Genomic DNA, 25,052 nt, shown 5'->3' with positions numbered 1-25,052 from the left:
TCGCATTGCGTGTCACTTGTTGAGAATGCCCCGGCGTTTCAGCCAGTCTTTGCAAAGGGCTGGCCATTGGTTGGCCCCGGCTTGTTGCGTTGCCAACCCCAGGCCGTGTCGCCCCTCTGGGAAGAGGTGCATCTCGACCGGCACGTTATGCTGAATGCAAGACAGATAGTACTGCACACTGTTTTGAACCGGCACCGGTTTGTCCTCTGCGGTATGAAACAGAAACGTGGGTGGCGTTTTGCTAGTCACTCGCGATTCATTCGATAGCGAGGCAACCAGTTTTGGATCCGGATTGGCACCCAATAGGTTGCGTTGGCTTCCCAGGTGCGTGTACGGTTTGTCAAAGCCAATCACTGGATAGCACAGGATGCTGAAATCTGGACGCGAGGAGACGCGTGCGATTGGATCAACGCTGGCCGGTTCGCCCTCGTTAAACTGTGTCGAGACGGTGCTGCAGAGGTGTCCGCCAGCACTGAAGCCAATCACGCCGATTCGGTTTGGGTCGAGGTTCCATTGCTTGGCGTTGGCACGCATGGTTTGAATGGCCCGCTGAGCATCCTGCATGGGGACCGGATGTCCGTAGCCCTTTCCCGCGTTGCCCTTGCCGCGTAGACGATAGGTGCAGATCACTGATGTCACGCCCATGGATTCAAACCAATCCGCAAAGTCATGCCCCTCGTGACCGATCGCGTGGCCCCCATAGCCTCCGCCCGGCAGGATCACGACTCCGGCGGTGGGCTGATCGGATTTGACTTTGCGAAGGATCAGTTTGGGAACATCGCCGTCCGCCTTGAGTGTGACGCCAGGCACGCCGCCTTGCCACAGTTCCATGGTCTGACCGGCATGTTCCTGGGCGAGGACGCGAGAGTCGCTGGGGAGGAACAGTGGACTGATCAAAGCGACGGCGAAACACGCCAGGTGCAGTGCGGGCGATTTCCAGGTCAGTGTCATCTTGTTGGGTCTCAGCAGGGTTGGGGAGGCAGGCTACGGACTCTCGCTCGGGAAGCGACTTCGGATTCACCGTTTGGGCCGTCGATTCAAGGGCCCGGTGGGGAGACCATTGTAGTCATTGCTGCGTTCAATGTGTGTTGGCCGGTCTGTCTGGGCCGGTGTATCAGCAGAGCTGAATGCGTCTGAGTTTCCTGAGTGGTAATGCTATAGGGCGTCGTGCCAGAACAGACGCATTTGTTGGAGTAATTGGTACAAGCCGACGTCCGCGTCATAAGATTGCCCGGCGGATTGATCGTTTCCCGTCACGGGTTTCTAGTCACGGCATAGCGTTAAGCGGTTGAATTGTAATGGCCGATGTCAATTTTGCTGCCCCTGCGGAATCGTCACCCGAAATCCAGCATGGGAGCTGCTTTTCTTTGCTTCTCTTCTAGCTTGTCAACGATGAACTCATCCGGATTTCCAGCTCACTTTCCGTCCGCATCCGACCCGAACACGGGGCGAGACGGGAGCGGCGTGACGCCGACTGTCACCGCTGACGCCAGGACGAGTTGGACGCCTACACCGGCGCACACCACAACGGCCGAAGCCCGGCCCGTTGCGGATCATCCGGTCAGCAGCGATCAAACAGCCCACCCGCTGTTGCACGTCTTGTCCAACGTGCCGCAGATTGGATTTTCAAACGAGCCCTATCAGCAAAGCCTACGAGAGTTGCTGTCGAATGCTGCCAAGGCCCTGCGTGTACGATCGTTGGCGCTACAGTTGACGGAACTTGTTCCCAGCGAAGTCGACGCGATGGTGACTCGCGACCAGGAACTGCTCGCTGAGCCCGGCTTTTACGCAACGGCAGGGCTGAGAATTTCACCGACGAGCTTTCAAGCGGCAAGTGACCAGTTAACAGGGACAAGCGCGGAAGGCAATGTGACGGTTGGCGAGCTAAATGCCGGCGATGGCGGGCAAATCTGGGCCGCCAGAGCAACGGTTCGCGACGATAGCCACACATATGGAACGCTCTTGGCGCTGCGTCATCGCACGGACCATCCGTTTGACGAGGCGACGCTGGCACTGCTGAAGTCGACCGCTGCCTTGGTCGCTGGCCATCGCGCGAATGAACGAACTTATTACGGGATCGCCGCCAGTGTCCACCAAATGGCCGAGTCCGTTGCCACTACGCTGGATTCAAAAGACCAATACACCGAAGGTCACAGCCTGCGTGTGTCCCATTTATCTGGTATGATTGCCAAGGAACTTGGCTACAGCAGAGCGCAGTTGCGACGCATTCATCTGGGAAGCGTCTTGCATGACATCGGCATGGTTGGGATTCGCGATGAGTACTATCTGAAGCCCGATCGATTGACAGAAGATGAGTTCAATCAGATCAAGCGGCACACGGTGATCGGCTACGAGATGCTGAAAAGTGTGCCAGCGGTTGAGGGCGCCCTGGACGCTGTGAAATATCACCATGAAGCCTGGGACGGTTCGGGGTACCCCAATGGACTCGCTGGCGATCAAATTCCAAAGGACGCGCAGATTGTTGCCGTTGCGGATGCCATCGATGCGATGTTAAGCGATCGACCCTATCGCCCGCACATGTCAGTGCGACAAGTGATGCATACCATTCGCAAGGGAGGCAATCTGCAATGGGCCGCCGACGTGGTCAATGTTCTGTTGAACAAACCCGTCATCGTTGAAACTTCACGGGCGATGAAAAGTCAGTAGACGCGTTTGCAATGTCTGACCGCCAACGAGGCACTTCTGACAGTGATCGCTGAATCGCTGCAAACATCAAGCCCGCGATCAGCCAGGCCCTTCGGTCGCATACAGGACGCGATCAGCGCCTGCAGCGCGGACGGTGTCATAGACTTTCACCGCGTCTTTCATACTGACGTCTCCATCGGGATCGATCACGATGGGTGGTTGGACGCCGATGCTCATGATGGCTGCAACACGCTCTTGCAGGGACGCTAAACCAAGGACAGGTTCTTCGCCCATCTGAACTTGCAGATGATCTTCTGACACTGTGAGCCGAATGATGATTTCATCAAACGGGTCGACGGGAACCTCGCTTGACGTGGAACGGCTGCCCGTTTGCTGGGGCTTTTCAGCAAAAGCGCTGGGCAAGTCGTATTCTGGGTCTTCGAAACTGCTGGTCCAGACAAAGAAGATCAACAACAGGAACACCACGTCAATCATCGGAGTCATTTTGACTTCCAAGGATCGGCTGTTGCTACGGGTGGGGGTTCGCATCGTCGTTGTCAGGCTGTCGCTGGTGGGCCATAGACGGCTTTCAGCAGCGTTCGGTTTTGTTTACTGTGTGCTGGTCTTCACGGCGAGTCGAACGTCGACGATGCCGCTTTGGGCGCAGTGGCCGAGGATGGGTTCGACGACCGAATAATTCACCGAGCCATCGGTCCGGATCCGAATGGCAACATCGCGGGGATTCTCACGAACCAATTCGTCCAGCATGCCTTGCAGTTGTGCGGACTGCACGCTGCGACCGGCAGCAAGCCAGCGGCCGTCAACATCGACGGTGATGGTCAGATCCACGGGCGTCATGTCAAGCGGTTGGTGCGTTGCCGCGGTCGGCAGTTCGACGGGCAGGCGATTTTCCTGTCGGGCCAAATGGCTTGAGACCAGAAAGAAAATGATCAGTAGAAACACGACATCAATCATCGGAGTCATATTGGCTCCGGTGAATTCTCGCTGTGTGTCGACTGGAACCTTCATGATGCAACCCTGTCGGACGGGCATAGAAAAAGGCGGCGAGACTGACTGCTCGCCGCCCTGATGATAGTCGATCGATGGACTCTCAGCGACACCCATCGCAGATTCAACACCGTGATTTGATTAGGCGTTGGCAGCCTCAATCACGGCTTCTTCGGTGATGTTGAAGTGCTGGTAGACCTTGGAGAATGGGCCGCTGGCGCCGTAGCCGCTCATGCCGATGAACTTGCCATCGAGACCCAGGAAGCGATCCCAAGACATTCGCAAGCCGGCTTCAACCGCCACTCGATTGGTCACCGAGGCAGGCAACACCGATTCCTGGTACTCAGCGGATTGTTCTAGGAAGATGTCGATGCAAGGCATGCTGACCACGCGGACTTTCTTGCCTTGTTCGGCTAGTTTCTCACCGGCTGAAACGCACAGATTTAATTCGCTGCCACTGCCCATCAGGATGACATCTGGTGTGCCGTCACAATCGGACAGCACATAGCCACCTTTCGCACAACCGGACGCCGGAGCGTACTTTTCGCGGCACAGGGTCGGCATGTTCTGGCGTGAAAGCACCATTGCGGCAGGATGATCGCCGGTCTCCATTGCCGTGCGATAGCACTCGGCAACTTCGTTGGCGTCACCGGGACGGAAAACGTTCAAGCCGGGGATGGCGCGGCAAGCGGAAAGCTGCTCGACGGGCTGGTGGGTCGGACCGTCTTCGCCGACACCGATCGAATCGTGTGTCAGGATGTACAACGTTGGCTGATGCATGATTGACGACAGTCGCATCGCGCCACGCATGTAGTCGGTGAAGACAAAGAACGTCGCAGCGTAGCCACGCAGACCAGTCAAACACATACCATTAACGATGCCCGCCATCGCATGTTCGCGAATTCCGAAGTGGAAGTTGCGGCCGCCGTAGTGCTGCGGCAGGAACTCGCCGGCACCTTCGAATTTCAAGTTGCTCTTGTTGCTGGGTGCCAGGTCAGCAGATCCACCAAGCATGAAGGGCACGTTCTGTGCGATGGCGTTCAGCACAGCACCGCCGCTGTTTCGTGTCGCGTCACCTTTTTCGCTTTCTGGGAACACGGGGATGTCTTTGTCCCAGCCTTCGGGAAGCTTGCGATCAAAGATTGCCTGCAGTTCAGCGGCTTTCTCTGGGTTGGCTTGCTGGTACGCTTGCCAGAGTTCATTCCACTGAGCGTGGTCTTTCTCGCCACGAACTGCTAGGTTGTTTTGGAATTGCTCGACGACTCCGTCTGGGATGTAGAACTTTTCTTCCGGTGGGAATCCATAGGCTTTTTTGGCCAGTTCAACTTCGTCCCAGCCCAGTGGAGCACCGTGTGCGCCGTGTGTGTTTTGTTTGTTTGGGGCTCCCCAACCAATGATCGTTTTGCAGATCACGATGGTGGGTTTATCGCTGCATGCTTTGAAGGCATCGATCGCTTCGCTCAAGTTTGAGAGCGTGTTGACATCGTTGACCTGCAAGACATTCCAGCCAAGGCCTTCGAATTTCTTGGCAACGTCTTCACTGTAGGCCAGATCGGTGTCACCTTCGATGGTGATGCGATTGTCGTCGTACAGCCAGCACAGATTGTTCAGTTTCAAGTGTCCGGCCAGGGACGCTGCTTCACAGGCGACGCCTTCCATCAAGTCACCGTCGCTGCACAACGCATAAACGTTGTAGTCAAACAGTTGATGTTCGTCGGTGTTGTAGTTCTCTGCTAGCCACTTTTGTGCCATCGCCATGCCAACACTGTTGCTGACCCCGGCTCCCAGAGGTCCAGTGGTGGTCTCGATGCCAGCGGCTTCACCGTATTCGGGGTGCCCGGCACATACACTGCCGATCTGACGAAACGTTTTGATGTCGTCCAGCTTGATGGCCAGTTCATCCAGAACGTTGCCGTCGTGGTCTTCGGCTTTGACGCCAGCCAAGTGCAGTGTGCTGTAAAGCAGCATCGAAGCGTGGCCGCATGAGAGCACGAAGCGATCGCGGTTCGGCCAGCTTGGGTTCGCTGGATCGTACTGCATCGAGTAGTTGAACAGTTGATAAGCAATCGGCGCCAACGCCATGGGGGTACCAGGGTGGCCACTGTTGGCGGTTTGTACGGCGTCCATACTCAGCGAACGGATCGTATCGACGGCCAGGGTATCAATGTCAGTCGATGCTACACTCATGACGGGAACTACTTTATGATTGAGAACGTTTGGACTTATAGACAATGTCGGATGCGATCCCAGGGCAGCAGACTTCGAACCGTTCTGTCGTCGAAGAACTCCGCCTGCTAGCGGATGGCATTCCGAGCTAGTTGGACTGACGAACACAGGTTGGTTGTCAGATTCACAGCCAGCAGGGTGAATCGCGATGCGATCACCTTTCAGAGGCGTGTCCGCGCTTCAGGCGGCATACCTCCACAAAGGCAGAGGTTAACCGCTTTGGCTCTGTTGCGGAAGGGTACAGAGGCTGACTAGCGGTTGGGGATTCCCTCTCTAGAACGCCCTAAGGTCAACAGAAGGGTGGGCGGCGGAGAAAACTTGAACATGCCCCGATTTGCCAGGCTTCTACAGGTTCAATTTTGCCAGGCTAGGGGGCGAAACCTCCATCAGAGAGTCGCCAGAATGGGAGGCTCGCAGAGGCAAATCTGGCCCGTCTAGAGCGGCCTGTAAGGCCGAGCCAGTACAAGTCAGGCCGAGCTGGTGACCAAGTCAGGCCGCTGCAAACAGAACAGGTCTCGGAAAACGCCGGATCTCGGAAAGTCACAGGACGATTGACGTTAGCAGTCGTCGACATCGGCACCATAGCGCAATGCTCATCTAGCCCGTGACTGACGGATTCGTCGCTCGAAGAGGACCATCAGTGTGGGCGTGGCAAACACCGCTCGCGTCAAAATCTGAAACAGGCTCAGCGGTCGGCTCGGAATCCCCGAACTGTACCAGCGACTGCGAAATCGAGCGTAGGTATTGGTGTTGACCCATAAACCAACGAACAGGGCACCGGGGCCCAGTACGATCGGCGCCCAACTCTCTAGGCCCATCCACAGGACAAGTCCGCACAGCAGCCCGTGAGCCAATGCCGTTCGCCAAGGTGCCCACGCCGACACGACCAAGATTTGGACCAGGGCAATCCAGCACGCCATCAACCCATTAAGCGCTCCTAGACAACAATAGAATCCAAACATCGTCGTCATGGTCATCGCCAAGTGGATCATCACGGCATCGGAATGTGCGTGCGCATAACGCGAAGCACGAATCTGACGGCGCCACATTTTGCGTCGAAAACGTTCCACCACCGCATCGGCGATGTCAAATCCAAAACCGGTGTCCAGTTTCTGTGACGGGGCATTTGCATTGGGGCTGGTTAACATCTCACTGTCTCCATCAATTCAAATCTTGCCCCCTCGACTTGAATTCAAAACAGCTCGTCGCGTTGATTCGCGGCGAGCTGTTTCTCTTTTGATGAGAACGAGTTACGCGAACGACTCATGGCAACTCAGTCAGTTCAAACAGGCGACACGGTTCAGCTGGCGATGAAGGGCAATTGCTTGAAACCACTGCCTGGAAGGGATTTACGGAGTTCAAATCCTGTCACCACTTTTGGTGTCCGTCAGCTTGGTTCGAGAGGTCGCAACACTCGCCACAAGGAGATTGTCAAGTCAAACGGCCTTGTCTCACTCCGAATCTTTAACGCCAGGATTGTCCGCTTCGGGATCGCCGCCATGGCTGTTCTTCTTGTCGTCATAGTCAGGGGCGGCATGTTCATGGTGGTCATGGTCGTGGTGGTCATGGTCGTGGTGGTCATGGTCGTGGTGGTCATGGTCGTGGTGGTCATGGTCGTGGTGGTCATGGTCGTGGTGGTCTTGTCCGCCTGGGCCAAACGACCCGCGACTGCTAAAACTCAGTGGCCCCTTCGCGTCAATGGCGAACCTTTTGAAATCGCGTTTCAAGGCGGCGGCGGCAATGCGCAGGGTTGCTTCATCCATGGTGGCCCAATGCGTTGCGTGAACTTTGCCCTGCTTGAGTTCCCAGACAACCAGCACGGGTTGCGATTCGACCGGCGATTGCTGCGACTCATCCACCCAAAAGAAACTTCCTACCGGGGCGTCATTGGGGAGATTGCCACGGAAATTCGCTGACAAGATGGCGACGTGTTGGCCCTTCTTGAGCGACTTGGTCTGAGAAATGACATTGCCTTTCGCGTCGAAGACCGTAACGCCGACCCTGCCGTCCACCACATCAACGGTCGCCAGATTTTCGGCATCCTGGACGATTTTGAAGAGCGGATTCTTTTCCGGGTTTGTCTTCGCCTGTTGCAGTCGCACGGCGTCAGCATGGGTGTGTTGTTCGATCGCGATGGCCGCGACCTGGATAATGTCTTTATCCGCACGGCCGAGATAGGTTTGCCGATTGCCGAAACTTTGGGCAAGCAGGTAAGGTGTCGATTTCAGATCCGCATCCGCCACGCGACCCAGATCGTAGCTCTCGTAATTCTTGGCAAACTGACTATTGATGTACAACGATTGAGTCGGGTAGAGCGTCCATTGAAACTGGGGTGGTCTGTTTTCCGCACCAGGAATCGCGGCGACCGGGCCCTGCTCCTTCGCAACTTTGCCGACGACGATCAATTGCGCGTTGTAAAACGTGGCATACGATTCATGCTTTTTCGCAGCGGCGATCTGCTTAGCGGTGTACTGACTCTTTAGAACTGGCGGTGCGGCGTAGGCATGGTCCGATTGTTGCGACACGGCGAACGGTCCGGTGTTGCTTACCGCCATCACCGACATGATTGCCAACAGGGCAACGACGCCTGATGTAACAATCGCCAGCGAACTGCAGCGAGGCTGGGTAGCCGTGGCTGCTTGCGTTTGATTGGAAGGTTGTTGATCATCCCGAGGCACAGGCTTTTCTGACATATCGATGGTATTCGCGTTTTCGTGTGGTGAAGGTTTGGACGCGACGGGCTGTGAGAAGTTCAACAGAATCTGATGACGTCACCAATTGCGAATGGAATTGATGTAACCGCCTTACGGGCGTGGTCTGGGTTGAGCCATTTTCTTTAACACCGGATCATTCCCCTTCACCGAAGCGTGTCCAATTCATTTCCCACCATTGTCTAAATTCATGAGGTTCGATGAAGCCGTTTTCTTCAAGACCAAACCGCTTAGCGAAGACCTCGCGAATGTCCGGCAGGACCGTGTGATGGATGCCCTTTGGAGGGTTGAAGGTGCCTTGCATGATGAGTCGAATACCGTGATGCCGTAGTTTGATGTCCTTCAGGTCGAGGATGGCTTCGATCACATGTTCCGGGCCGATGCGATCCCAGTTTCGACCGGGTCTAAAAACTTGTTTGATCGTCTGGTCCACCGCATCGTCCTCGCCGAACATGACCATCGCGGTCATTGTGTGCTGCAACGCTGGGCCGCCTTTCAGGCTGCGTTTGAATAAAGCTTTGACGGGTTCGACGGCGCGCTTGTCGCCGATCCGTGCCAAGGCCAAAGCTGCGTGTTCAGCTGCACCGCGGTCGGACTTGAGCATTTCGATCAACGCGGGAACCGCTTCCTTACCGCCTAGCTTTCCAGCGGCGGCTATCGGCCGAAATTCTGTCTGGTAGAGGTCGTCGAGCGGAATGCGGGTTAACAGATCAAGCACATCTTCCAAGGCTTCCTTTCGATTCAGTTCCCCAAGTGCCCAAGCGGAAACGGCTGCCAAGCCGCCAGCCTTTCCATTGCGAACATAGTCGAGCAAATACGGCACGATCGCATCATCTCCTGCCAGAACGAATAACGCGATGATTTTGTGCGACGGGCCGAACATGGATGCGTTCGCATCACCAAGTGACGCCAACAGGCGATCACGCAGCTTCGGCGTCCACCACGACTTCACCGGTACGCCGTCCTTGATGGCCTGATCGATCACCGGCCTGATGTAATGCAACGCCAGTGGCAGATCGCCGTACATAGGATCCCGCAGCCTCTCCGCGTCCGACAAAATGGGGATCGCCATCCAAAGATCGCGGTAGCCCATTTGGGCCAAAGCTGCGATCGCGAAAGTACTCAACGAGTTGCCCTCGTCTCGCTGTGCCAGCATGGTGTCGATGTAGAGTTCACGATCCTCCGGCCTTGGCCGCAGATCACTAAGCACCCGTTGGGCTTGTTCGCGCAGCTCGAATTTGGCGTTTTCATCATTGACCACCTTGCAAAGCGCGGGTACCGCCGCCGCGCCGATCGCTTTGAGAGCCTCGCGATGAAACTCGCCGAGTGGGGCAGAACTGCCGAATGTCCATTTTTTGGGCGCCGAGTCGTCGATCGTGCCCGGCAGGATGGCATCCACCGCCGCGGCAGCCTTCGGCCCCATCTTCACAAATGCTTTCACAGCTTCGTTTGCCTCGTGCCAATCAACCCACAGCTGCTTGACCAACGGTTGAAGCTGCTGGGCGGTCAGCGGCTGATCGCTCTTCGCGGCCAACTTGATGAAGGTGTCCGCCACCGCTGCCGCTTCGGCGAGCTTGGCCTTTGCGATGGGCAGCTCCTTCTCGTCCGTTTTCGTGCCATTGTCGTCGATGTCGACGCCGATGTTTTCGGCGGCATTGCCTGTTGATGTTGTGGTTGAGGCGGAGTCACGGGCTTTGTTGGCCTTGCGTGGGATGCCTAAGACTCTCATGGTTTCGCTGGCTTTCTCGCGGACTCTGCGATATTCATCACTCAGCGCCTTGCGGAGTTGAGGGCCGAACGCATCCCGCACCTTCTTGAGCATCACCGGGTTGGTCTTCCAGTCGCTCGTCTTGGTGAGATCTACCAGTGCCTCGATGCCTTCTTCGCGGATGAGCCACGACTTGTGGGTGAGCAAGGGCCTGATCAACGGGAAGGCTTCGGGAACACGCGAGCGGCCCAGGGCACGGATTGCCAAGTGACGGATAACTCGGTCTTTGTCATTTAGCAGTTGAGGCGTGACCTTGAGGGTTTGCTCCGGGGAGAGATGAGGCAACGCGATGACCGCCTCGCGACGAATCTCTGTGTCGGCGTGGCGGGTGAACTTGACCAGCGGCTGAGTGAATGCCTCGTGGTCGGAGGACCTCATCGCCCAAATCAAATGCGTCAGCCATTGTTTCGGCGGATCTTCCTTACCCGCAAGCGCGATCAGTTCCTTGGCGTACCGGGCACCGGACTTGCTCTTGTGGATGGCCAGGAATGCCCAATTCTGGACCCGCAAGTCCTGATCTTTAAGCAGCGGGCCCGCCACCTCGGCCAGGGTCCTGTCGGTTAGGATTTCGACGATATCATCGAGCAGCATGTTTGCGAAATGGAGCCTTTCTTCTGACGTTTTCAACGTCATGGAGAAGGCCACGACCTCGTCGTGATTGCTCTGGCGGACGGCGTCGGCGCGCTTGGGGCTCACTTCCCGCGCGTCGAAAACCCGCCCCACTATCATTTTGCCAAACGCATCGACCCGCTTCATGCCTTCCCGCTGGTCTTCGGGGGTCGGCTTGGGCGGCGCGGCGTGTAGCGGTGCCACCAGCCCCATGGTCAAAGTCACCAGGCCGGAAAGCACGAACATTCGCGCTAGTGATCTCAACATCGCTTTCTCCTGTTCTCGATTCATTTGGTGGTTTCCAACAATGAAGCGTGTGTCTCGGGCAATCGCTTCGCCTGCGGGCGTGGTGATGCGCAGTTCCGGTGGAATCGCGCAACGTCTCTGCAACGTCGTATCAACGTGCTGGCAGTGAGCGATTCGGGGCAACCGTTTTGAACTGTCAGCGTGCAGCAGTCCCGCAGGTCAATATTCATCGAAGATTACTGCTCACCTGTTGGTTTCATCATCCGTCCGGCAAACAAAATGCTGCCGGTTGTATTGTCTCGGATCAGGAAGACAAATGGCCGCAACGCTTTGAAGGTGCGAGTGGGTGGGGGTGCCGATTCAGCAGCCACAACTGCGGTTGCAGCAGCGGCTTCGGTGCCGACTTCATTAACCTCGACGAAGGCTTTGTGACGAACGGCAGAGATAGACAGACCGCCCGACTCGCAGAGGCCCGTAAAATCCGCCCCATCAAATGCTGTCCGCATGCCTAGTGCCTTCAGTGTTGGAACCAAGTCAAACTCCGTTTCCATTTTGAATTTTGGTAAATAGACCTCCACTTCTCGTTTTTCTACCGTGCTGAGCCACTGCTCCAAATTTCTACGATTGAGTTGCTGTTCCAGCGAAGGCACTCCATCGTGCTTGGTTGGCAGCAAGACAAACATCGATAATTCGTTGCCGGCATAGGGCATCTCGAGTATTTCGAAGTGAGTTCGGCCTCGGTTACGTGTGCTCTTTCCTTGGGCATCGAACGCGGCGTAGCCGAAAGGAAAGTAGCCGTTGAGTGTGTTACGTTTGTTATCTGCATTGCCGGGATCGAACCACATGGTTGGCACAGTAACCTTTTCTCCGCTGGCCGTCGTGAACTGCATGTCGTTGGTTTGCTTCGCATCAAACCGCTGCGACCAATTGCCTTTAAAGTAGATGGCGTTGGTCAGGACCAGCCGTGTGTTCCCCGTAATAACAGGCGGATCCTTAGGCAAAAGCTCTTTGATCCTCTGTTCGGTCTGATCCTCAACCCATTGGTTGATCCGCTGGCGTTCGCGTTCGCTGCTGCGAACAAAGTCAGCCTTCCTCAATGTGGCTCCGTACGGCTCGTCGAGCGTTTTCAGAAACTCCGGGCGCCAGCGGGAGGATTGCTCGCCCCACAGCGCGTTGGCCACTTTCAATGCGTACGGCTTCTGAGCGCGGTTGAGCCGATTGTTAATGGCGCCCATACCGGTGTGAATTTTGGCCGTTTCCCAGGGGATCCGTTGGTCGTCAACGCCAATGCGCCGCACAGCGTCGGGAAATTGTAGTACGTCACCCATTTCGCGGGCCGTCCGACCACGTGCCCCTTCCATGGTCATCGCCAACGCGCTGGAGATCGAATAAGGCGAGAAGAAGAGATTGCCGTCTTCGTCTTCTTTAGCTATTTGAGCATAAAGATCCCAGGCGAAATCACTATTCGCCTCCATCGTCAGCTTGGAGGGGGCCTTGTCCACTTCCGCCGCCAACAGTTCACCTGATGTTCCTTCGATGCTGCCCAACGACGTGGTCAAAGTAACTAGGCCGGAAAGCACAAACACTCGCGTTAGTGATCTCAACATCGGTTTCTCCTCTTCTGAATTCGTTTGGTGGGTTCCAACAATGAAACGTGTGTCTCGGGCGATCACTTCGCCTTCCGTGGTAGTGATGCGTAGTTCCGTCGGTTCGCCGTTGCGCGATGGCTGATCTGGATCGTCCCCGACAATCCATTCGGCGAACAATTCGCCACGATCGAGGCGAACGAGCGTTGGCTCGATGAATTCATAGTCCGCCTCGCCGGTCGGCGTGATTTTCCAATGAGCGGCCACTAGCTCTACCGGAGATTCTGGCCTGGAATCCCCTTCCGTGATCAGAGTCTCGGGAGTCGCTGGCCAATAGTGCCAGACCGCGACTGCGACGAGAAGACTCGCGGTGATGACGGCAATCGACGCGAGCGCGACGAACCTGTGTGAGATCTGCTTTTGGACCGGTAACGTTGCTTTCGCTGACGGTTCGATGTCAGATGCTTTGTCACGTTTCAGCATTTCTTTCAGTAGCTGAGAGTGAACACAGTAGGCAACGAACGCATCACGTATGGAAGCATCATTCCGTAGCAGGGTGTTGAATTCCTCTTCCTGCGACGGGTCGAGCGCGTCATCGGCAAATAACTGACACAGTTCGGCCAGTCTTGGATTGATCGGATCAGGCATGCGGCTTTTCCTTTGGAATTCTTCCGCCAATGCACTCCCCGAGCGTCTTGTAAGCTCTGCTCAGTGCGACGTAGATGGAGTGTGTCTTGCGATCGGTCGCTTGTGCGATTTCCGTCCCACGTAATCCCTGTTCATAGCGCAACTCGACAAGCTGACGAGCTTTGGAGGTTAATCGAGAAAGGCAGTGCCGAAGTGCTTCGGTCATTTCGGCGGAATCAAGCGAGTCGTATTCGGCCCAATGATCTTCCAGCAAGTCGAGTACGTCTCCAGCCATTGGCAAGGATGCCTTCCGCTGCCGACGCAGATGCTCCAATGCCTTATTTCGGAGCGTCACTCGTGACCACTTCAGGAGGTGAACGGAATCGCCGAACGTCTCGACGCGTCCCATCGCAACGACAAGCAACTCTTGATACAGGTCTTCGGCGGCATGTTCGTCACGCACTATCGACCAAACGTACGCCAATAACCGGGCACGGTCGGATACGAGTATTCGTAGTGTCGCTTCATGTTCCATGGATGGTCCTCACCCGTACATTGCGCGAGATTCCAATGTCTATACATCGATTCGCGAAAGATTTTCGCAATTTACGCCGCTGCGGCGGCATTTCGGCAAGAAGTGAACGGGGAACGTGAGCGTTCTCGGCGACGTACAAAAACGCTGCAGAGGCACGCATTCCCCTAGGTGGCTCGCCGCCGTTGGTCCTCATCAAGCAGGCTGCGTTTCTCCCTAAACGCTTGATGTCTCCATGCAGAACGGCGTGTCGATGAACTCTGTCAACGGCGCGGGCTATCTGCTCAATGAGCGTCGCCGCTCTTTGCGGCGATATCGGGCCTTCGTACATGAGGTCGCGCAGACTCTGTCCTTCAACGAGCTGCATGGAGAACCAGGGGCAGCCGTTTACCTCACCAACCTGATACACCGGAACGATATGCTCATGCGCAACACGAGCCGCAAGCTGAGCCTCCTGTTGCAACTGACGCTGTAACTCGCGCTGATGAGCACCTGCGACAGTGGATACTCGATCCGGGCGGATCACTTTGATGGCGTCAATTCGTCGAGTCTTCTTGTGAAGACCACGATAGACGATCCCCATCCCGCCACGACCGATCTCCTGAAGATCGTCGTAGTCAGGAAGAACTGGCGGCTTCGAAATCTCGACCACCGCATTGCGAACAGGAGATGCCAGGGAGTCCACCAATGAATAGCAATGATGGAACTCGTCACGTTCGGCGTTGCCGATGTTTGTCGTCAGAGTGCTGCCACACTGCTCTGTAGCACGCTCGAGTTCTGCCAACTGCTCGTCTGTTAAGACCGAATTGTCCTTGAATTCTGTTGATTCACGCATCGCCACAATGCTCCAGCCGTTCCACAAGTTGTTTTCGTCCACGATGCAGCAATCCGGCAGTGGCTGTTTCTGATAGCCCAAGCTCTTCCGCCAACTGTCGAAGCGAACATCCTCGCAGATGTTTCAGGATCACCGCTTCTCTTTGATTGCGAGGCAATTCCTGGATCGCTGCAAGTAGACGTGCGGTTTGCTCGTTTCGCTGAAGAATCTCGCTGGGCGACGTATCGTCGGCAACGAGCAGTTCTTCGAGACGGACAAATGAATCGTCGATGTCTGCGGCCCGGACTCGACGTGCGGCGTTGTTTTTCTGAGTGCTGAGATGTTTAACCGCGTCGAGAACGTTGTGCCGAAGCGCTTTTCGCAGCCAGCCAAAGAACGAGCCATCATCGAACGATGCAAGTGCCTCCGACTGCTGGTGAGCTTCCATCAAAGTCTGCTGGACAAGATCGGATGCATCCAACTCGACTCGCAGCGCAGGAGAGATCAATGCCTCGGCCAGCGTCAACAGGACGGGCCGCAACCGTGTAATTCTCGCCTCCAATCGTGATGTCGCAGAATCCATGTATGTGCCCTCAACCTTAGAAGCGAGATCCGCCCAGCGACTATGCGCGGATTTCAGAGATTCCCGAGATTTCGCGCATGACGGGTCTTGCGGATCTCGCTTTGTGTCTATGGACACAGCACAAGAGGATGCGCCTCCCAATCCGCTGCCACCTCGGAGCTGGCGTGATGAGATGAAGGACATTGGGTGTGCCATCGTCCTTGTGGCTTTTGTCGTCGGCCTCTGCGTGATACTGGCAGGCAGTTAGCTGCTGTTCCAGAATTCGCCGTGGGCCCTATAAATTCGCGTGCCTCCTGGTACCGAAACCATCCTTTCCTTCGTTTGACAGTTACGCTGCATTGAGCATTGACTGCACAATCGTGGCTGGCCAGTCGTCGAATTCGTCCCCAAAAAGTTCTAACCGTGTCTGATTGCCCCGGCGAGAATCGCCGAGTTCAGTGACACACTCAACGAGCAGAACACAACTGCTCGGGAAAGAACGCCATTTGAAACATAGGTCAGAAATCTGCGTCAGGAGGTGTCCTTCGGCTTCGAATTGCAACCCAATTGGGCGTTTTTTGTGGTCAGGTTCGAATTGCCAAAGATTTGTTTGCTAGCACGGAATGGCCGGGTAAAAGCAGGTGTAAACGTCTCGGAATCCTGAAAACACGGTAAAACGGAGGTCGCAAAAAAAATTTGGTGAATTCTATTGACCCAAAACTTGTCAGGCGAACAATTGCCACTGTCGTTGAGAGATCGAAACGCGAATGGTTTCGCGGTTAGCCGGTTCCAGCGACATGGATTGACCGCCAATCTCATCGGTTCACAGCGTGTGAATTGACTTCAGTTGGCGGTCGTTGAAAAACACTCGCAAGGACGCGAACGTTGTCGAAGGCTTCGGTTGTCAGCACTTTGTGTTGCGGCATTCCAGATCCCTTTCGGAACCCTTGGAAGCTTTGTTCACGCAATCGTGTGACGCTGCTGAAAGGAAAACAACAAACGCACCAAGTTTTCGCACTCAGATTCAGGCATGGAGGCCAGACGATGCGTTTCTCATTTGACGATCAACAAGGACCGCTTCGCGCAAATTTCAAGCGTCCCGGTTCAGCTTCGTCCGCACCCAAATTGCGTGTGGTTCGCACCGAGCCCTCGATTGGCCATGCGAAGACCTCCGAGGCGAAGGGCCTTGATCACCAGCCGGCGGCAAGTCAGTCGCCGGAAAGCGTTGCTCTACGGAGTCTCTTTCCCAATGCAACGTTCTATGGCTGCAACGATCTCGTGGTTGAAAAAGTCGCCCACTCGGTCGGTTCGGCCCAGGAAGGCGAATTGGCTCTTTACCAGATTGGCGAACATGACCCCGTTGAATTTGTCGCCACGGCGTTGGCCCGCGGTGTAGGCGGCATTTTGACGGAACAGCTGCTTCCCTGTCCCATTTCCCAGTGCGTGATTGGTAATCTGGATCACGCTCACAGTGAATTGCTGGCCGCGCTGCACGGCCAACCGGCTCAGCAAATGCTTACTGTCGGTGTGATTGGCGACAGCGGCAAAACAACAACCTGTTTGTTGGCCGCGACGTTAACGAACGCCAAGTCACTGCGGACGGCCTACCAGTGTGATTTGGCGTCATCCGATGGCGTGATCAAAGCGACATCGCAGCAACCAACACTTGCTGGACCGGCGTTAATACAGTGGATGGGCGATGCGAACGACTGTCACAGCCAGGTTGCAATCGTTGAACTTCATGCCAATCAGGCCAAGAACGGGCTGTACGATTCGGTCGAGCTTGATGTTCTGATCGTTGCTGGACGGCACGAAGTGACTCAAGACTTTGGCCCAGACGTGTTGGACTGCGTGATTGATCGGTTGTCGCCTCGGGGAGTGATCATTCATCCGGATGACGATCAGCGTTCAATCGAGGCGGCACAGGATGCTAACTGCGAAGCGATTGCGTATGGGAATACACCGGGATGCGAATCGGCAGCGATGATTTTGGATCAGTCCGGTGGGATGTCAACCATCATGCTGACCTCAGGTGATTGCAGTGCGTTGATGGAATCGTCACTCTGTGGCTTGCACATGGCGGGCAACATTGCGGCGGCCGCCGCGTTCGGCCGATTGATTGGCATGGAACTGCAGCAGATCGCCACTCATTTGTCCAGCATGCGATCGGTGCCCGCACGCGGCCAGCGAATCGTCGGTTGTGGAGACGCAACCGTTGTCCTGGAATCTGCGGGGACCCCGGCGCGAATCAAATCGGCATTGCGTTCGGCAAAAGCGTCGGGTGCGGGAGGCAAAACCTGGTGCGTCCTGGCCATCGGGAAAGGGGACAGCGACGCCGACCTGTCCGAGATGGGAACGTTAATGGAACGGTTTGCCGACCACTGTGTTGTGACGGCCAAGCAAGACTCGCGCAGGCAGTTCCTGCAGCAGGCGCATCAATTGCTTGATGGCGTCCGCGAGTGTGCGGCGATGCGTTTGGTCGCTGGCCGGAATGAAGCTCTTCACTGGGCCTTGAAGCATGCCAAGCCGCGTGACACGATTGTGATGATCACCAACCGCCGGGATCAATCTGCGTTTGAATGCCGCAGTGAAGTCAGCGAGTTGCGAGAACTGATTGATCAGTATCGCGAAGACCACCCCAGTTCAGCAGGGGACGTCCAACAGAAGAACGGCAAGATCTCGCTCAAGTTGTTTCAATAGGACGCAGTGACGTCAGATGCCTGGGGCGGCCAGTTCATCAGCAGCATCTTCTTGTTGCGAGACTTCGTCCCGGTTAGCGGCTCTCCCACCAGCGTGTTTTGTACTCACTTGTTTGCTGCTGGTTCGGGCAGGGTATGGATCAAGCCCAGCGCGGCCCAGGTGGTTCCCCAGTAGACCGCTGTTTCGGAAACTTTGTCTTTTCGTTTCTCTTTTGTCCCCTTTACGGGCCAGGAACCGTCTTCACGCTGGGTTTCGACCAGGAACGTTTGGGCATTTTCGATCGACGATTGAATTCCAGCAGCGTCTAGCGGTTCTGTTGCCTTCGCTTGTGTTAGTGCGTAGACCGCCATCCCAGTGCCCAAAGCGTCGCTTTCGGCATCAACCATCCACCCCCAGCCTCCATCGGCTTGTTGTTGCTGGATCAGTTGTTTGACCATTTCATCGCGTTGGGCGTTGTTGTTGGTTTGGTTGGCCAGCAAGAGACGCAGCACAAACCATTCGGTGCTTTTCCCGTCCGGTGCCTGTTTGATGAACGTTTCCGCCTTTGCGAGAACAGGGGCCTGTCGCGGGCTTGGTTTGCTCTGCTGCATGGCGAGCGCGAGCCACATCGTTGAGGTCTGATCGGTTTCCGGTTTGGGGCGTTTCTGTGCAGGCAACTGGCCACCGGCCTTCCAAGAACCGTTGTCTTGCTGGTCTTTCAACAACAGATCCGCGAGTTGTTGATGCGGGTCCTGATCGGCTCGTTCCCCCAGGGCGATCAGCAGCTGTGCAACGCCTTCTTTGTTGGCTTGTCCAGCGATCTTGTCCTCGTCATTTTTGGACAGTGAGGATTCAATGGTCCAGTCGATCCATTCATCAAGCTGCTCACTGACTTGGAATCCATGGCGTTTCGCGGCGCTCAACGTCCAGACCATGTTGGTGACACGGTGACAGGAGACGCAGTCCTTTTTCTCGATCCACCAAACGCCTTTGTCTTCGATGAACGGGAGGCTGCTTTTGACGGCGGCGCGAATCTGCGCGGGCTCCGGTGAAGTCGCGGGCAGCGAAGTGGTGATCGATAGCGCGATTGCAAGGCTCGTCAGGCATTTCAGAACGGACACGAATGCACCTGCAGGGGAATGAAGTGTTGCAAAGCTGAACGGCAGGGAAGGTGAACAGTCTACTTTTCCAATCCGCTTTGCGGTACAATCGATTAATCACCTCGCTGGGCGTTTGATTGTAGATGATTATGCGGCGGCGCTGGACGTTCTGCGTTCAATGGATCGACATTTGCGTTGATCGCTGCCCGGGATGTACCTGCCTGAGACATTCCCTTGTCTTGAAGCAGTGCCGTCACGCGGCGGGGTTGAGTTGATTTGTCGTCTGCCCAGGGCGGGCTTTGGGAAAGACTAAGAGTCTTCGATGGACAATGCAAAAACTGAGAAACGACAATCGTTGCAGTACGTGGTCCGCTACGGCTCGATGAGGCTGTTAGGCGTTGTGAACGCCACCGAATCGTATCGCTACCAGGATGCCGTGATTGTGCGGACCGATCGAGGCACCGAGACCGGGATCGTCTTGATCGAGGCTTCACCGGCGAGTTTGGAGTCTGGTGAAGAATCCGTCGCTGGCCGGATCGTTCGAGCTCAGACCAGCGACGATCAGAAACAGGTGAAGCACTTGCAGTCGCTTTTGCGAGCCGATTTGGCCGTCTGCCAGAAGCAGGTTGACACACTGCGGCTAACCATGGATCTGGTTGACGTCGAGCGTCTGATTGGTGGCGAACGCGTGATCATTTACTACGTCGCTGAGAGCCGCGTTGATTTTCGGCAGCTTGTGCGGGAATTGGCGCGGGAGTTTCAGACCCGGATTGAAATGCGTCAGATCGGGGTGCGAGACGAAGCCAAATTAGTGGCGGATTATGGAGATTGTGGCCGGCCGATTTGCTGTGCAAGCTTTTTGAGCAAAATGCCACCTGTTTCGATGAAGATGGCCAAGCTGCAACGCTCGACGTTAGATCCGACCAAAATCTCCGGTCGCTGCGGTCGACTGAAGTGCTGTCTGCGATATGAATTCGACACTTATGAGGAAATGTCGAGGCAATTGCCGCCAGTTGGTGCACAATTGTTGACAAAGGATGGAAACGTACAGGTGATTGCACAGGACATTCTGTCGCAACAGTTGATGGTATTGACCTCCGATAACCGAAAGATATTAATATCATCGGATAAAATCGTCAGCGTCCTAGAGTCACCCTAGCGTGACAGAGAGAGGTCCAGGGAGTAAGCTGGCTATCTCCGTGATGGTCCGACAACGACGCGACCAAGAATGTGGATTGCCGTCGTCATCGATTTCGCCGAACGCCTTCAAGATTGTTTGCCGTCGATGTTGATGCCGATTGGAACTGATTCGGTGAAAATGCGTCGGAAATTGTCTCGCCAATGCGGTATGATTGGACGACGACCTGGTGCTGAGCTTTTTCGAAGAAACGAGTGTTCTTCTGTGCTGGCGTTTAACCCAGTTGAAATTGGATATGAGCAACGAACTGACGAACTCGCCGATTCAGACCATGCGGAAACTGCTCAAAGAAGATCCGCGTTATAAGTACGAAGCGTACCAATTCGTTCGCGAGGCTCTGCAATTCGGCCAGCAACTTCGTCAAGAGTTGCCAGAGAGCATCGGTGTTGAGAACGATCTGGATGACGATGGTTTTCCCGCCGAAACCGTCGTCCGTTCCGCCCATGTGACCGGCCAAGAGTTGTGTGAAAGCTGCCGGTTGTATGCCATCGAGCAGTTTGGCTTGCTGGCGCAACTGGTCCTTGGCAAATGGGGCGTCTGTAGCACCAGCGACTTCGGTGAGATCGTTTACAATCTGATTCGAATTGAACAAATGCGAAAGAGCGACTCCGATCGTCGCCAAGACTTCGACAATGTGTACTCGTTCGAGAGCGCCTTCGAACCTGACTTTCGCTTGAATGATAACAGTTCATTTAGCTGTTAACGTTAGGAATCATTGATGAGAACTCCCCGCCACTGTGCTGTTTCGCTAGCGTTGCTGGCTGTCTCTTTGTTGGCTCCCGCCTTCATCTGTTCAAACGTTTCTGTCGCCCAAGAGTCCGGCGCTGCGCCAAAAGATTTCGTCCCCAGTGCGGACAAGCCCAACGAGAAACCTCAACGCGTTTACTTGGGCCGGCAGGTCGCGCAACCCATGAGTCACTTGGGCGCCCCTTGGTTGATTCGTTCCGATCGCGACCAAGAAGAAAACACGTCGGAGTCATTCAAGCAACTCCGGCTCAAGCCCGGCATGGTGCTTTGCGACCTTGGCTGTGGCAACGGCTATTGGACGCTGCCGATGGCCAAGGAAGTCGGCGCGGCAGGAGCTGTTTACGCCGTTGATATTCAATCGGAGATGTTGCAGAAGCTTGATCAACGCGCCTCACGTCTGGATCTAAAGAATATCAAGCCCGTGCTCGGTCAGATTGATAACCCCAAGCTGCCAGCTGACAAGATCGATCTCTTATTGATGGTCGATGTTTATCACGAGTTCTCGCATCCACAAAGCATGTTGTGGGGCATTCGTCGTTCATTAAGCAAAGACGGCGTGGTGGCGTTGCTAGAGTATCGCGAAGAAGATCCGAGTGTGCCAATTAAGTTGCTACACAAAATGTCCAAGCAGCAGATTTTGAAAGAGTATCATGCCAATGGTTTCAAATTGGTGCGAGAGTACAATGAACTGCCTTGGCAGCACTTGATGTTCTTTGCTCGAAGTGACAGCGGTCTCGCGGAGATCCAAGCAGTACCGACGGCGGACGTTCTGAAACGCTTGGGACGTCCTCGACAAGGTCGTTGATCTGGAGTCAACATTCGAAGCGCGCCCTGAGCGGCGACGGATGCTGCCTATCTGTGGGGCATTGGTTGTGTCACCGGTTGGCAAGTGCTCGTCAGCAAACGCTGGCTTGATGGGGCTGGCCTGTTTCTGGCTCCGTTGTTGCGGAGCATTCTCTTGACCACGTTTGACAAGGGCAAATCCTATGGCATCCATCAGTCGGCGGCATTGGCTAACGCTCTCGGCGTGTTCGGCTACGGTTGCACTTTCGGGGTGCAAGGACAGTTCCGTCTCCCAAGCCTTGTCAGAGTCCGCAGAGCAAACCAGGGAACAGATCGATCGAGCGGTTGAGGAAGCCGCGACGGAGGATCTGGTGAACTACAAGGTTGCTTTGCGTGGCTATGCGATTGTCTCGATGGCGATCGCCAGCCGGGTTATCTTGTTGCCTTATCCCGGAGTACGGATTCTGTCTGTCGCGGTGGTCGTCACGGCTGTGACAGCTTCGCTGGTTGTCAAATACATTGATGACGAATTGATTCGTCGTGAGATTCAAGAGACATTAACGGACGCAGAACGCGCCAAGATCGAGTCGCAAGGCTACGTCGCCTTCCGCACCGAGAGCGGCGTGGAGGAGCGGACGTTTTTGGCTAAGAAGCAATATGGCTACCAGGATTAGGGTTGATCTTGCCAGGGCTTTAGCGAATCTTTGCAAACCGCTTGAATGTTCTGCTCCCGCCGCGTGGTATTCGTTGTATTTGATTAGGTGCATAAGATCAATCAGGAAGGAAAATTGAGCACTTCCTGTTTTGCGGGATAGAGAATCTTCGTCTCTTAAGCGACAGTTGATGATTGAGACGCAAGCGAATCTAAAACTGTGTAAGGATGTGGTGTGAAACTACGTTCCCCACGCACAGGTTACTATTCGATGAAACGCTTTTTCTTAGTGGCTGCTGCTGCAGCCTTGTTCACCGCTTCGTCAGCATCGGTTAGCAGCGCTGACAACACTGCTGTAAGCGTCTTGAACGCCGAGACAACCAGTCAGGCAGCAACCGAAGTTGTCGTTGAGTCTGCTCCAGTCACGCAAACACGTCGCGTGTACCGTAGCCGCCCAACCAATGTGTTCCAGAACCTCATGGAACTCGAGCGTCGCAAGAACGCTTGGTTGCGCCGCACGTTCTTGGGCCGATAAAGGCCGGCATCCGAGCAGGCTAGAAATTCAATTCGCTGTGGCGTTAGGCTGGGGAGTCCACGACAGAGGAAATTTCCCGGACGAACGTCGATCGAACTGTGACGAGCTACCAGGGTCATCTGGTAGCTCGTTTTTTGATAGAACACCCCCGATGGTGTCGCAAAACGCACCCTTCACCGCAACACCCTCCCGGTTGCCTTGGTTTGTTCGGCAACGAGAATGGATATCCAGGGTGCGCTTTGCGACCCTGGGCTGTGAGGATGGAACACCTACGGCGTTCGGCGCAGACGTAGGGTACCGTGCTTGCACGCACCAATGCTTTGAAGGCACCCTGCGAACTCCGTCCCAGTTCGAGAGAATCGCGATTGCCCAGAGAAAACCTCGGGAAACGCAACCTCAACCAGATTGATCACCTGTTCAAAGCAGTGCGTGCCATCACACACCCTTGTATGTTACATTCTAGTGGTGTTTCGTTGGACACTACAGATGCAGTTGCTTTAGCCTCTGAGCGTAGCGAAGAGGCTAAAGCAACTGCGGCCGACGGCAGATCGTTGACCCTCGAGTGCTGCAACGCAGACACTGTGCGGGAGCCGGATCGTCGTCGGCCTTTGGTAAATAGCCCGTACAGCCGCCTGAGCCGAGACAAGCTCTCGAGCTCGCATTTGCAAGGAAGGGATACATCCAAGATGAGTTTTCAACACTTTATCGGAATCGATGTCTCAAAAGCCAAGCTTGATCTCGCGTTTGATGAACAAGCCACGACAACTGTCGTTCCCAATGATCCAAAGGGAATTGATGAGCTAGTGGATTTGTTGCCAGAAGCGAAGTCTTGCCTGATCGTAATTGAGGCCACTGGCAACTACGAACGTCCACTCGCTGTGCGACTTGTTGAAGCCGGCCATGTTGTCTCTGTGGTCAATCCAAGACAAGTGAGAGACTTTGCCAAAGCGATTGGACAATTGGCAAAGACTGACAAGATCGACGCACGCATCATCGCACTGTTTGGGAAATTGACGAGGCCCCGAGCCGTCGCCAAAACCAAGCAATTGCAGGGTGAATTGGATCAGCTTGTGACTCGAAGAAGACAGTTGATCGGCACCAGAACTGCCGAGAAGAACCGACAGGGACAAGCCGTGTCCGGAGCGGTTTGCAAGAGCATTCAGCGCGTTCTCGATGCAATCAACAACGACATCAAAGAGATTGATCGTGAGATCCAAAAGCTTGTGCAGTCTGATGATGACTGGAAGCATCGCGCCGAATTACTTGGGACGATGCCTGGTATCGGCGATGTGACATCAGCAACGATCATTGCAGAGTTACCAGAGCTTGGCGACCTGAACCGACGGGAAATCGCCTCGCTCGTTGGACTAGCACCGTTCAACCGGGACAGCGGGCAGATGCGAGGCAAGCGTTCGATTTTTGGAGGCCGTGGATCAGTGCGATCGGCGCTCTACATGGCCGCACTGAGTGCTCGCCGATACAACCCAGCGATCGCAGCCTTCTCCAAGAGACTGACCGAACAAGGCAAGCCTCCAAAGGTCGTTATTACCGCATGCATGCGCAAAATCCTCATCACACTCAACACAATGGTCAAAACAAATACAACATGGGAAAATCCACAAAACGCTTGACATCTAACACAGCCGCTCTCGCGGTGGGGGATGGGATGTTTCGGAGCTGCAAAGGTCGGTGACTTCTGCTGACATGACTTCGCAGATCATTTCCTGCGACTGTCGACGGAAAAAGTCTCGAAAGACACTGCGGGTTTCCGCCGCTGGAACTTGCCCAGGGATTCAATAAGATTTACTTCGTTCACGATGGTCTCCCCGTCGGTTGCAGCCAACGAAGATAAAATCGTTTTAGGAAGCCAGAGTCTGCCCTCCGGGCGACCATGATTCAAGTTTTAACAGTGGCGGGAGACTTCGGGATTTCTGGGGATGCACTGAAGCGGTTGCCAGATTCGCTCTTCCATCTATCGCTGGTCGGTACGGGCAGTAGAAAAGAGACTAGAATATCAGCTTTC

Annotated in this window: 20 protein-coding genes and 1 pseudogene; 8 read left to right on the top strand and 13 right to left on the bottom strand. The window is 55.2% G+C overall.

Annotated features, from left to right (window positions below):
• Nucleotides 1-12: 12 nt before the first annotated feature.
• Nucleotides 13-951 (bottom strand): alpha/beta hydrolase, encoded by a 939-nt coding sequence (locus SV7mr_RS12270; protein WP_145272385.1) that lies wholly within the window; start codon nt 949-951, stop codon nt 13-15.
• 441 nt (nt 952-1,392) lie between these two features.
• Between SV7mr_RS12270 and SV7mr_RS12265 the strand changes: the two genes are divergently transcribed.
• Nucleotides 1,393-2,667 (top strand): HD-GYP domain-containing protein, encoded by a 1,275-nt coding sequence (locus SV7mr_RS12265; protein ID WP_419188436.1) that lies wholly within the window; start codon nt 1,393-1,395, stop codon nt 2,665-2,667.
• A 78-nt stretch (nt 2,668-2,745) separates the two neighbouring features.
• On the opposite strand, the gene SV7mr_RS12260 is transcribed toward SV7mr_RS12265, so the two are convergent.
• The 10 genes from SV7mr_RS12260 to SV7mr_RS12215 form a co-directional block, all read right to left on the bottom strand.
• The gene (locus SV7mr_RS12260) at nt 2,746-3,195 is read right to left on the bottom strand and encodes an ExbD/TolR family protein (protein ID WP_145272381.1); all 450 of its coding nucleotides are present in this window, start codon (nt 3,193-3,195) and stop codon (nt 2,746-2,748) included.
• A gap of 60 nt (nt 3,196-3,255) precedes the next feature.
• Nucleotides 3,256-3,675: an ExbD/TolR family protein gene (locus SV7mr_RS12255; protein ID WP_419188435.1), complete on the bottom strand. Its 420-nt coding sequence runs from the start codon at nt 3,673-3,675 to the stop codon at nt 3,256-3,258.
• Between the two features lie 120 nt (nt 3,676-3,795).
• Nucleotides 3,796-5,841: a transketolase gene (tkt, locus tag SV7mr_RS12250; protein ID WP_145272377.1), complete on the bottom strand. Its 2,046-nt coding sequence runs from the start codon at nt 5,839-5,841 to the stop codon at nt 3,796-3,798.
• 632 nt (nt 5,842-6,473) lie between these two features.
• Complete coding sequence (locus SV7mr_RS12245) at nt 6,474-7,028, bottom strand: hypothetical protein (RefSeq protein WP_145272374.1); 555 nt, start codon at nt 7,026-7,028, stop codon at nt 6,474-6,476.
• A gap of 303 nt (nt 7,029-7,331) precedes the next feature.
• Complete coding sequence (locus SV7mr_RS12240; RefSeq protein WP_145272372.1) at nt 7,332-8,285, bottom strand: hypothetical protein; 954 nt, start codon at nt 8,283-8,285, stop codon at nt 7,332-7,334.
• Between the two features lie 442 nt (nt 8,286-8,727).
• Nucleotides 8,728-11,259, bottom strand: a complete 2,532-nt coding sequence (locus tag SV7mr_RS12235; protein WP_145272369.1) for a HEAT repeat domain-containing protein — start codon at nt 11,257-11,259, stop codon at nt 8,728-8,730.
• Nucleotides 11,260-11,450: 191 nt separating this feature from the next.
• Nucleotides 11,451-13,448 (bottom strand): serpin family protein, encoded by a 1,998-nt coding sequence (locus tag SV7mr_RS12230; protein WP_145272367.1) that lies wholly within the window; start codon nt 13,446-13,448, stop codon nt 11,451-11,453.
• A complete protein-coding gene (locus SV7mr_RS12225) occupies nt 13,441-13,962 on the bottom strand; it encodes a sigma-70 family RNA polymerase sigma factor (RefSeq protein ID WP_145272365.1) in 522 nt (173 codons plus the stop codon). The genes SV7mr_RS12230 and SV7mr_RS12225 overlap by 8 nt, the downstream gene beginning before the upstream one ends.
• Entirely contained in the window at nt 13,952-14,836 is an 885-nt protein-coding gene (locus tag SV7mr_RS12220; RefSeq protein ID WP_145272363.1) for a protein kinase domain-containing protein, read from the bottom strand. Before SV7mr_RS12220 ends, SV7mr_RS12225 begins: the two co-directional genes overlap by 11 nt.
• Nucleotides 14,787-15,356, bottom strand: coding sequence for a sigma-70 family RNA polymerase sigma factor (locus SV7mr_RS12215; RefSeq protein ID WP_419188434.1), 570 nt, complete (start codon nt 15,354-15,356; stop codon nt 14,787-14,789). The genes SV7mr_RS12220 and SV7mr_RS12215 overlap by 50 nt, the downstream gene beginning before the upstream one ends.
• A 1,023-nt stretch (nt 15,357-16,379) precedes the next feature.
• Between SV7mr_RS12215 and SV7mr_RS12210 the strand changes: the two genes are divergently transcribed.
• On the top strand, nt 16,380-18,035 hold the full coding sequence (locus SV7mr_RS12210) for a glutamate ligase domain-containing protein (protein ID WP_145272359.1): 1,656 nt from the start codon (nt 16,380-16,382) through the stop codon (nt 18,033-18,035).
• Nucleotides 18,036-18,139: 104 nt separating this feature from the next.
• Here the strand turns inward: SV7mr_RS12210 and SV7mr_RS12205 are convergent, their stop codons facing one another.
• A complete protein-coding gene (locus tag SV7mr_RS12205) occupies nt 18,140-19,135 on the bottom strand; it encodes a prenyltransferase/squalene oxidase repeat-containing protein (RefSeq protein WP_145272357.1) in 996 nt (331 codons plus the stop codon).
• A gap of 301 nt (nt 19,136-19,436) precedes the next feature.
• On the opposite strand from SV7mr_RS12205, the gene SV7mr_RS12200 reads away from it, so the two are divergent.
• The 6 genes from SV7mr_RS12200 (at nt 19,437) to SV7mr_RS12175 (ending at nt 24,660) form a co-directional block, all read left to right on the top strand.
• Nucleotides 19,437-20,273 carry a PSP1 domain-containing protein gene (locus tag SV7mr_RS12200; RefSeq protein WP_419188433.1) on the top strand — a complete coding sequence of 279 codons (837 nt, stop codon included), beginning with the start codon at nt 19,437-19,439 and terminating at the stop codon, nt 20,271-20,273.
• A 274-nt stretch (nt 20,274-20,547) separates the two neighbouring features.
• Nucleotides 20,548-21,015 (top strand): Minf_1886 family protein, encoded by a 468-nt coding sequence (locus SV7mr_RS12195; RefSeq protein WP_145272355.1) that lies wholly within the window; start codon nt 20,548-20,550, stop codon nt 21,013-21,015.
• A gap of 15 nt (nt 21,016-21,030) precedes the next feature.
• A complete protein-coding gene (locus SV7mr_RS12190) occupies nt 21,031-21,864 on the top strand; it encodes a class I SAM-dependent methyltransferase (RefSeq protein ID WP_145272353.1) in 834 nt (277 codons plus the stop codon).
• A 181-nt stretch (nt 21,865-22,045) separates the two neighbouring features.
• Nucleotides 22,046-22,516 carry a hypothetical protein gene (locus SV7mr_RS12185; RefSeq protein ID WP_419188432.1) on the top strand — a complete coding sequence of 157 codons (471 nt, stop codon included), beginning with the start codon at nt 22,046-22,048 and terminating at the stop codon, nt 22,514-22,516.
• Nucleotides 22,517-22,729: 213 nt separating this feature from the next.
• The gene (locus SV7mr_RS12180; protein ID WP_145272351.1) at nt 22,730-23,029 is read left to right on the top strand and encodes a hypothetical protein; all 300 of its coding nucleotides are present in this window, start codon (nt 22,730-22,732) and stop codon (nt 23,027-23,029) included.
• A 686-nt stretch (nt 23,030-23,715) separates the two neighbouring features.
• A complete protein-coding gene (locus tag SV7mr_RS12175) occupies nt 23,716-24,660 on the top strand; it encodes an IS110 family transposase (protein ID WP_145272349.1) in 945 nt (314 codons plus the stop codon).
• Between the two features lie 24 nt (nt 24,661-24,684).
• Here SV7mr_RS12175 and SV7mr_RS25330 read toward each other — a convergent pair.
• Nucleotides 24,685-24,939: pseudogene (locus SV7mr_RS25330) on the bottom strand (IS256 family transposase); the annotation flags it as partial.
• Between the last annotated feature and the right edge of the window lie 113 nt (nt 24,940-25,052).

Source organism: Stieleria bergensis (assembly GCA_007745635.1).
Lineage (GTDB): Bacteria > Planctomycetota > Planctomycetia > Pirellulales > Pirellulaceae > Stieleria > Stieleria bergensis.
Note: the sequence above shows the minus strand (reverse complement) of the source record. Positions and strands in the feature narration are given on the sequence as shown.

What these genes read in the sequence shown, in the direction of transcription:
- SV7mr_RS12270 (WP_145272385.1), bottom strand. Translation starts at nt 951, where the DNA reads ATGACACTGACCTGGAAATCGCCCGCACTGCACCTGGCGTGTTTCGCC.
- SV7mr_RS12265 (WP_419188436.1), top strand. Translation starts at nt 1,393, where the DNA reads ATGAACTCATCCGGATTTCCAGCTCACTTTCCGTCCGCATCCGACCCG.
- SV7mr_RS12260 (WP_145272381.1), bottom strand. Translation starts at nt 3,195, where the DNA reads ATGCGAACCCCCACCCGTAGCAACAGCCGATCCTTGGAAGTCAAAATG.
- SV7mr_RS12255 (WP_419188435.1), bottom strand. Translation starts at nt 3,675, where the DNA reads ATGAAGGTTCCAGTCGACACACAGCGAGAATTCACCGGAGCCAATATG.
- tkt (WP_145272377.1), bottom strand. Translation starts at nt 5,841, where the DNA reads ATGAGTGTAGCATCGACTGACATTGATACCCTGGCCGTCGATACGATC.
- SV7mr_RS12245 (WP_145272374.1), bottom strand. Translation starts at nt 7,028, where the DNA reads ATGTTAACCAGCCCCAATGCAAATGCCCCGTCACAGAAACTGGACACC.
- SV7mr_RS12235 (WP_145272369.1), bottom strand. Translation starts at nt 11,259, where the DNA reads ATGAATCGAGAACAGGAGAAAGCGATGTTGAGATCACTAGCGCGAATG.
- SV7mr_RS12230 (WP_145272367.1), bottom strand. Translation starts at nt 13,448, where the DNA reads ATGCCTGATCCGATCAATCCAAGACTGGCCGAACTGTGTCAGTTATTT.
- SV7mr_RS12225 (WP_145272365.1), bottom strand. Translation starts at nt 13,962, where the DNA reads ATGGAACATGAAGCGACACTACGAATACTCGTATCCGACCGTGCCCGG.
- SV7mr_RS12215 (WP_419188434.1), bottom strand. Translation starts at nt 15,356, where the DNA reads ATGGATTCTGCGACATCACGATTGGAGGCGAGAATTACACGGTTGCGG.
- SV7mr_RS12210 (WP_145272359.1), top strand. Translation starts at nt 16,380, where the DNA reads ATGCGTTTCTCATTTGACGATCAACAAGGACCGCTTCGCGCAAATTTC.
- SV7mr_RS12200 (WP_419188433.1), top strand. Translation starts at nt 19,437, where the DNA reads ATGGACAATGCAAAAACTGAGAAACGACAATCGTTGCAGTACGTGGTC.
- SV7mr_RS12195 (WP_145272355.1), top strand. Translation starts at nt 20,548, where the DNA reads ATGAGCAACGAACTGACGAACTCGCCGATTCAGACCATGCGGAAACTG.
- SV7mr_RS12190 (WP_145272353.1), top strand. Translation starts at nt 21,031, where the DNA reads ATGAGAACTCCCCGCCACTGTGCTGTTTCGCTAGCGTTGCTGGCTGTC.
- SV7mr_RS12185 (WP_419188432.1), top strand. Translation starts at nt 22,046, where the DNA reads ATGGCATCCATCAGTCGGCGGCATTGGCTAACGCTCTCGGCGTGTTCG.
- SV7mr_RS12175 (WP_145272349.1), top strand. Translation starts at nt 23,716, where the DNA reads ATGAGTTTTCAACACTTTATCGGAATCGATGTCTCAAAAGCCAAGCTT.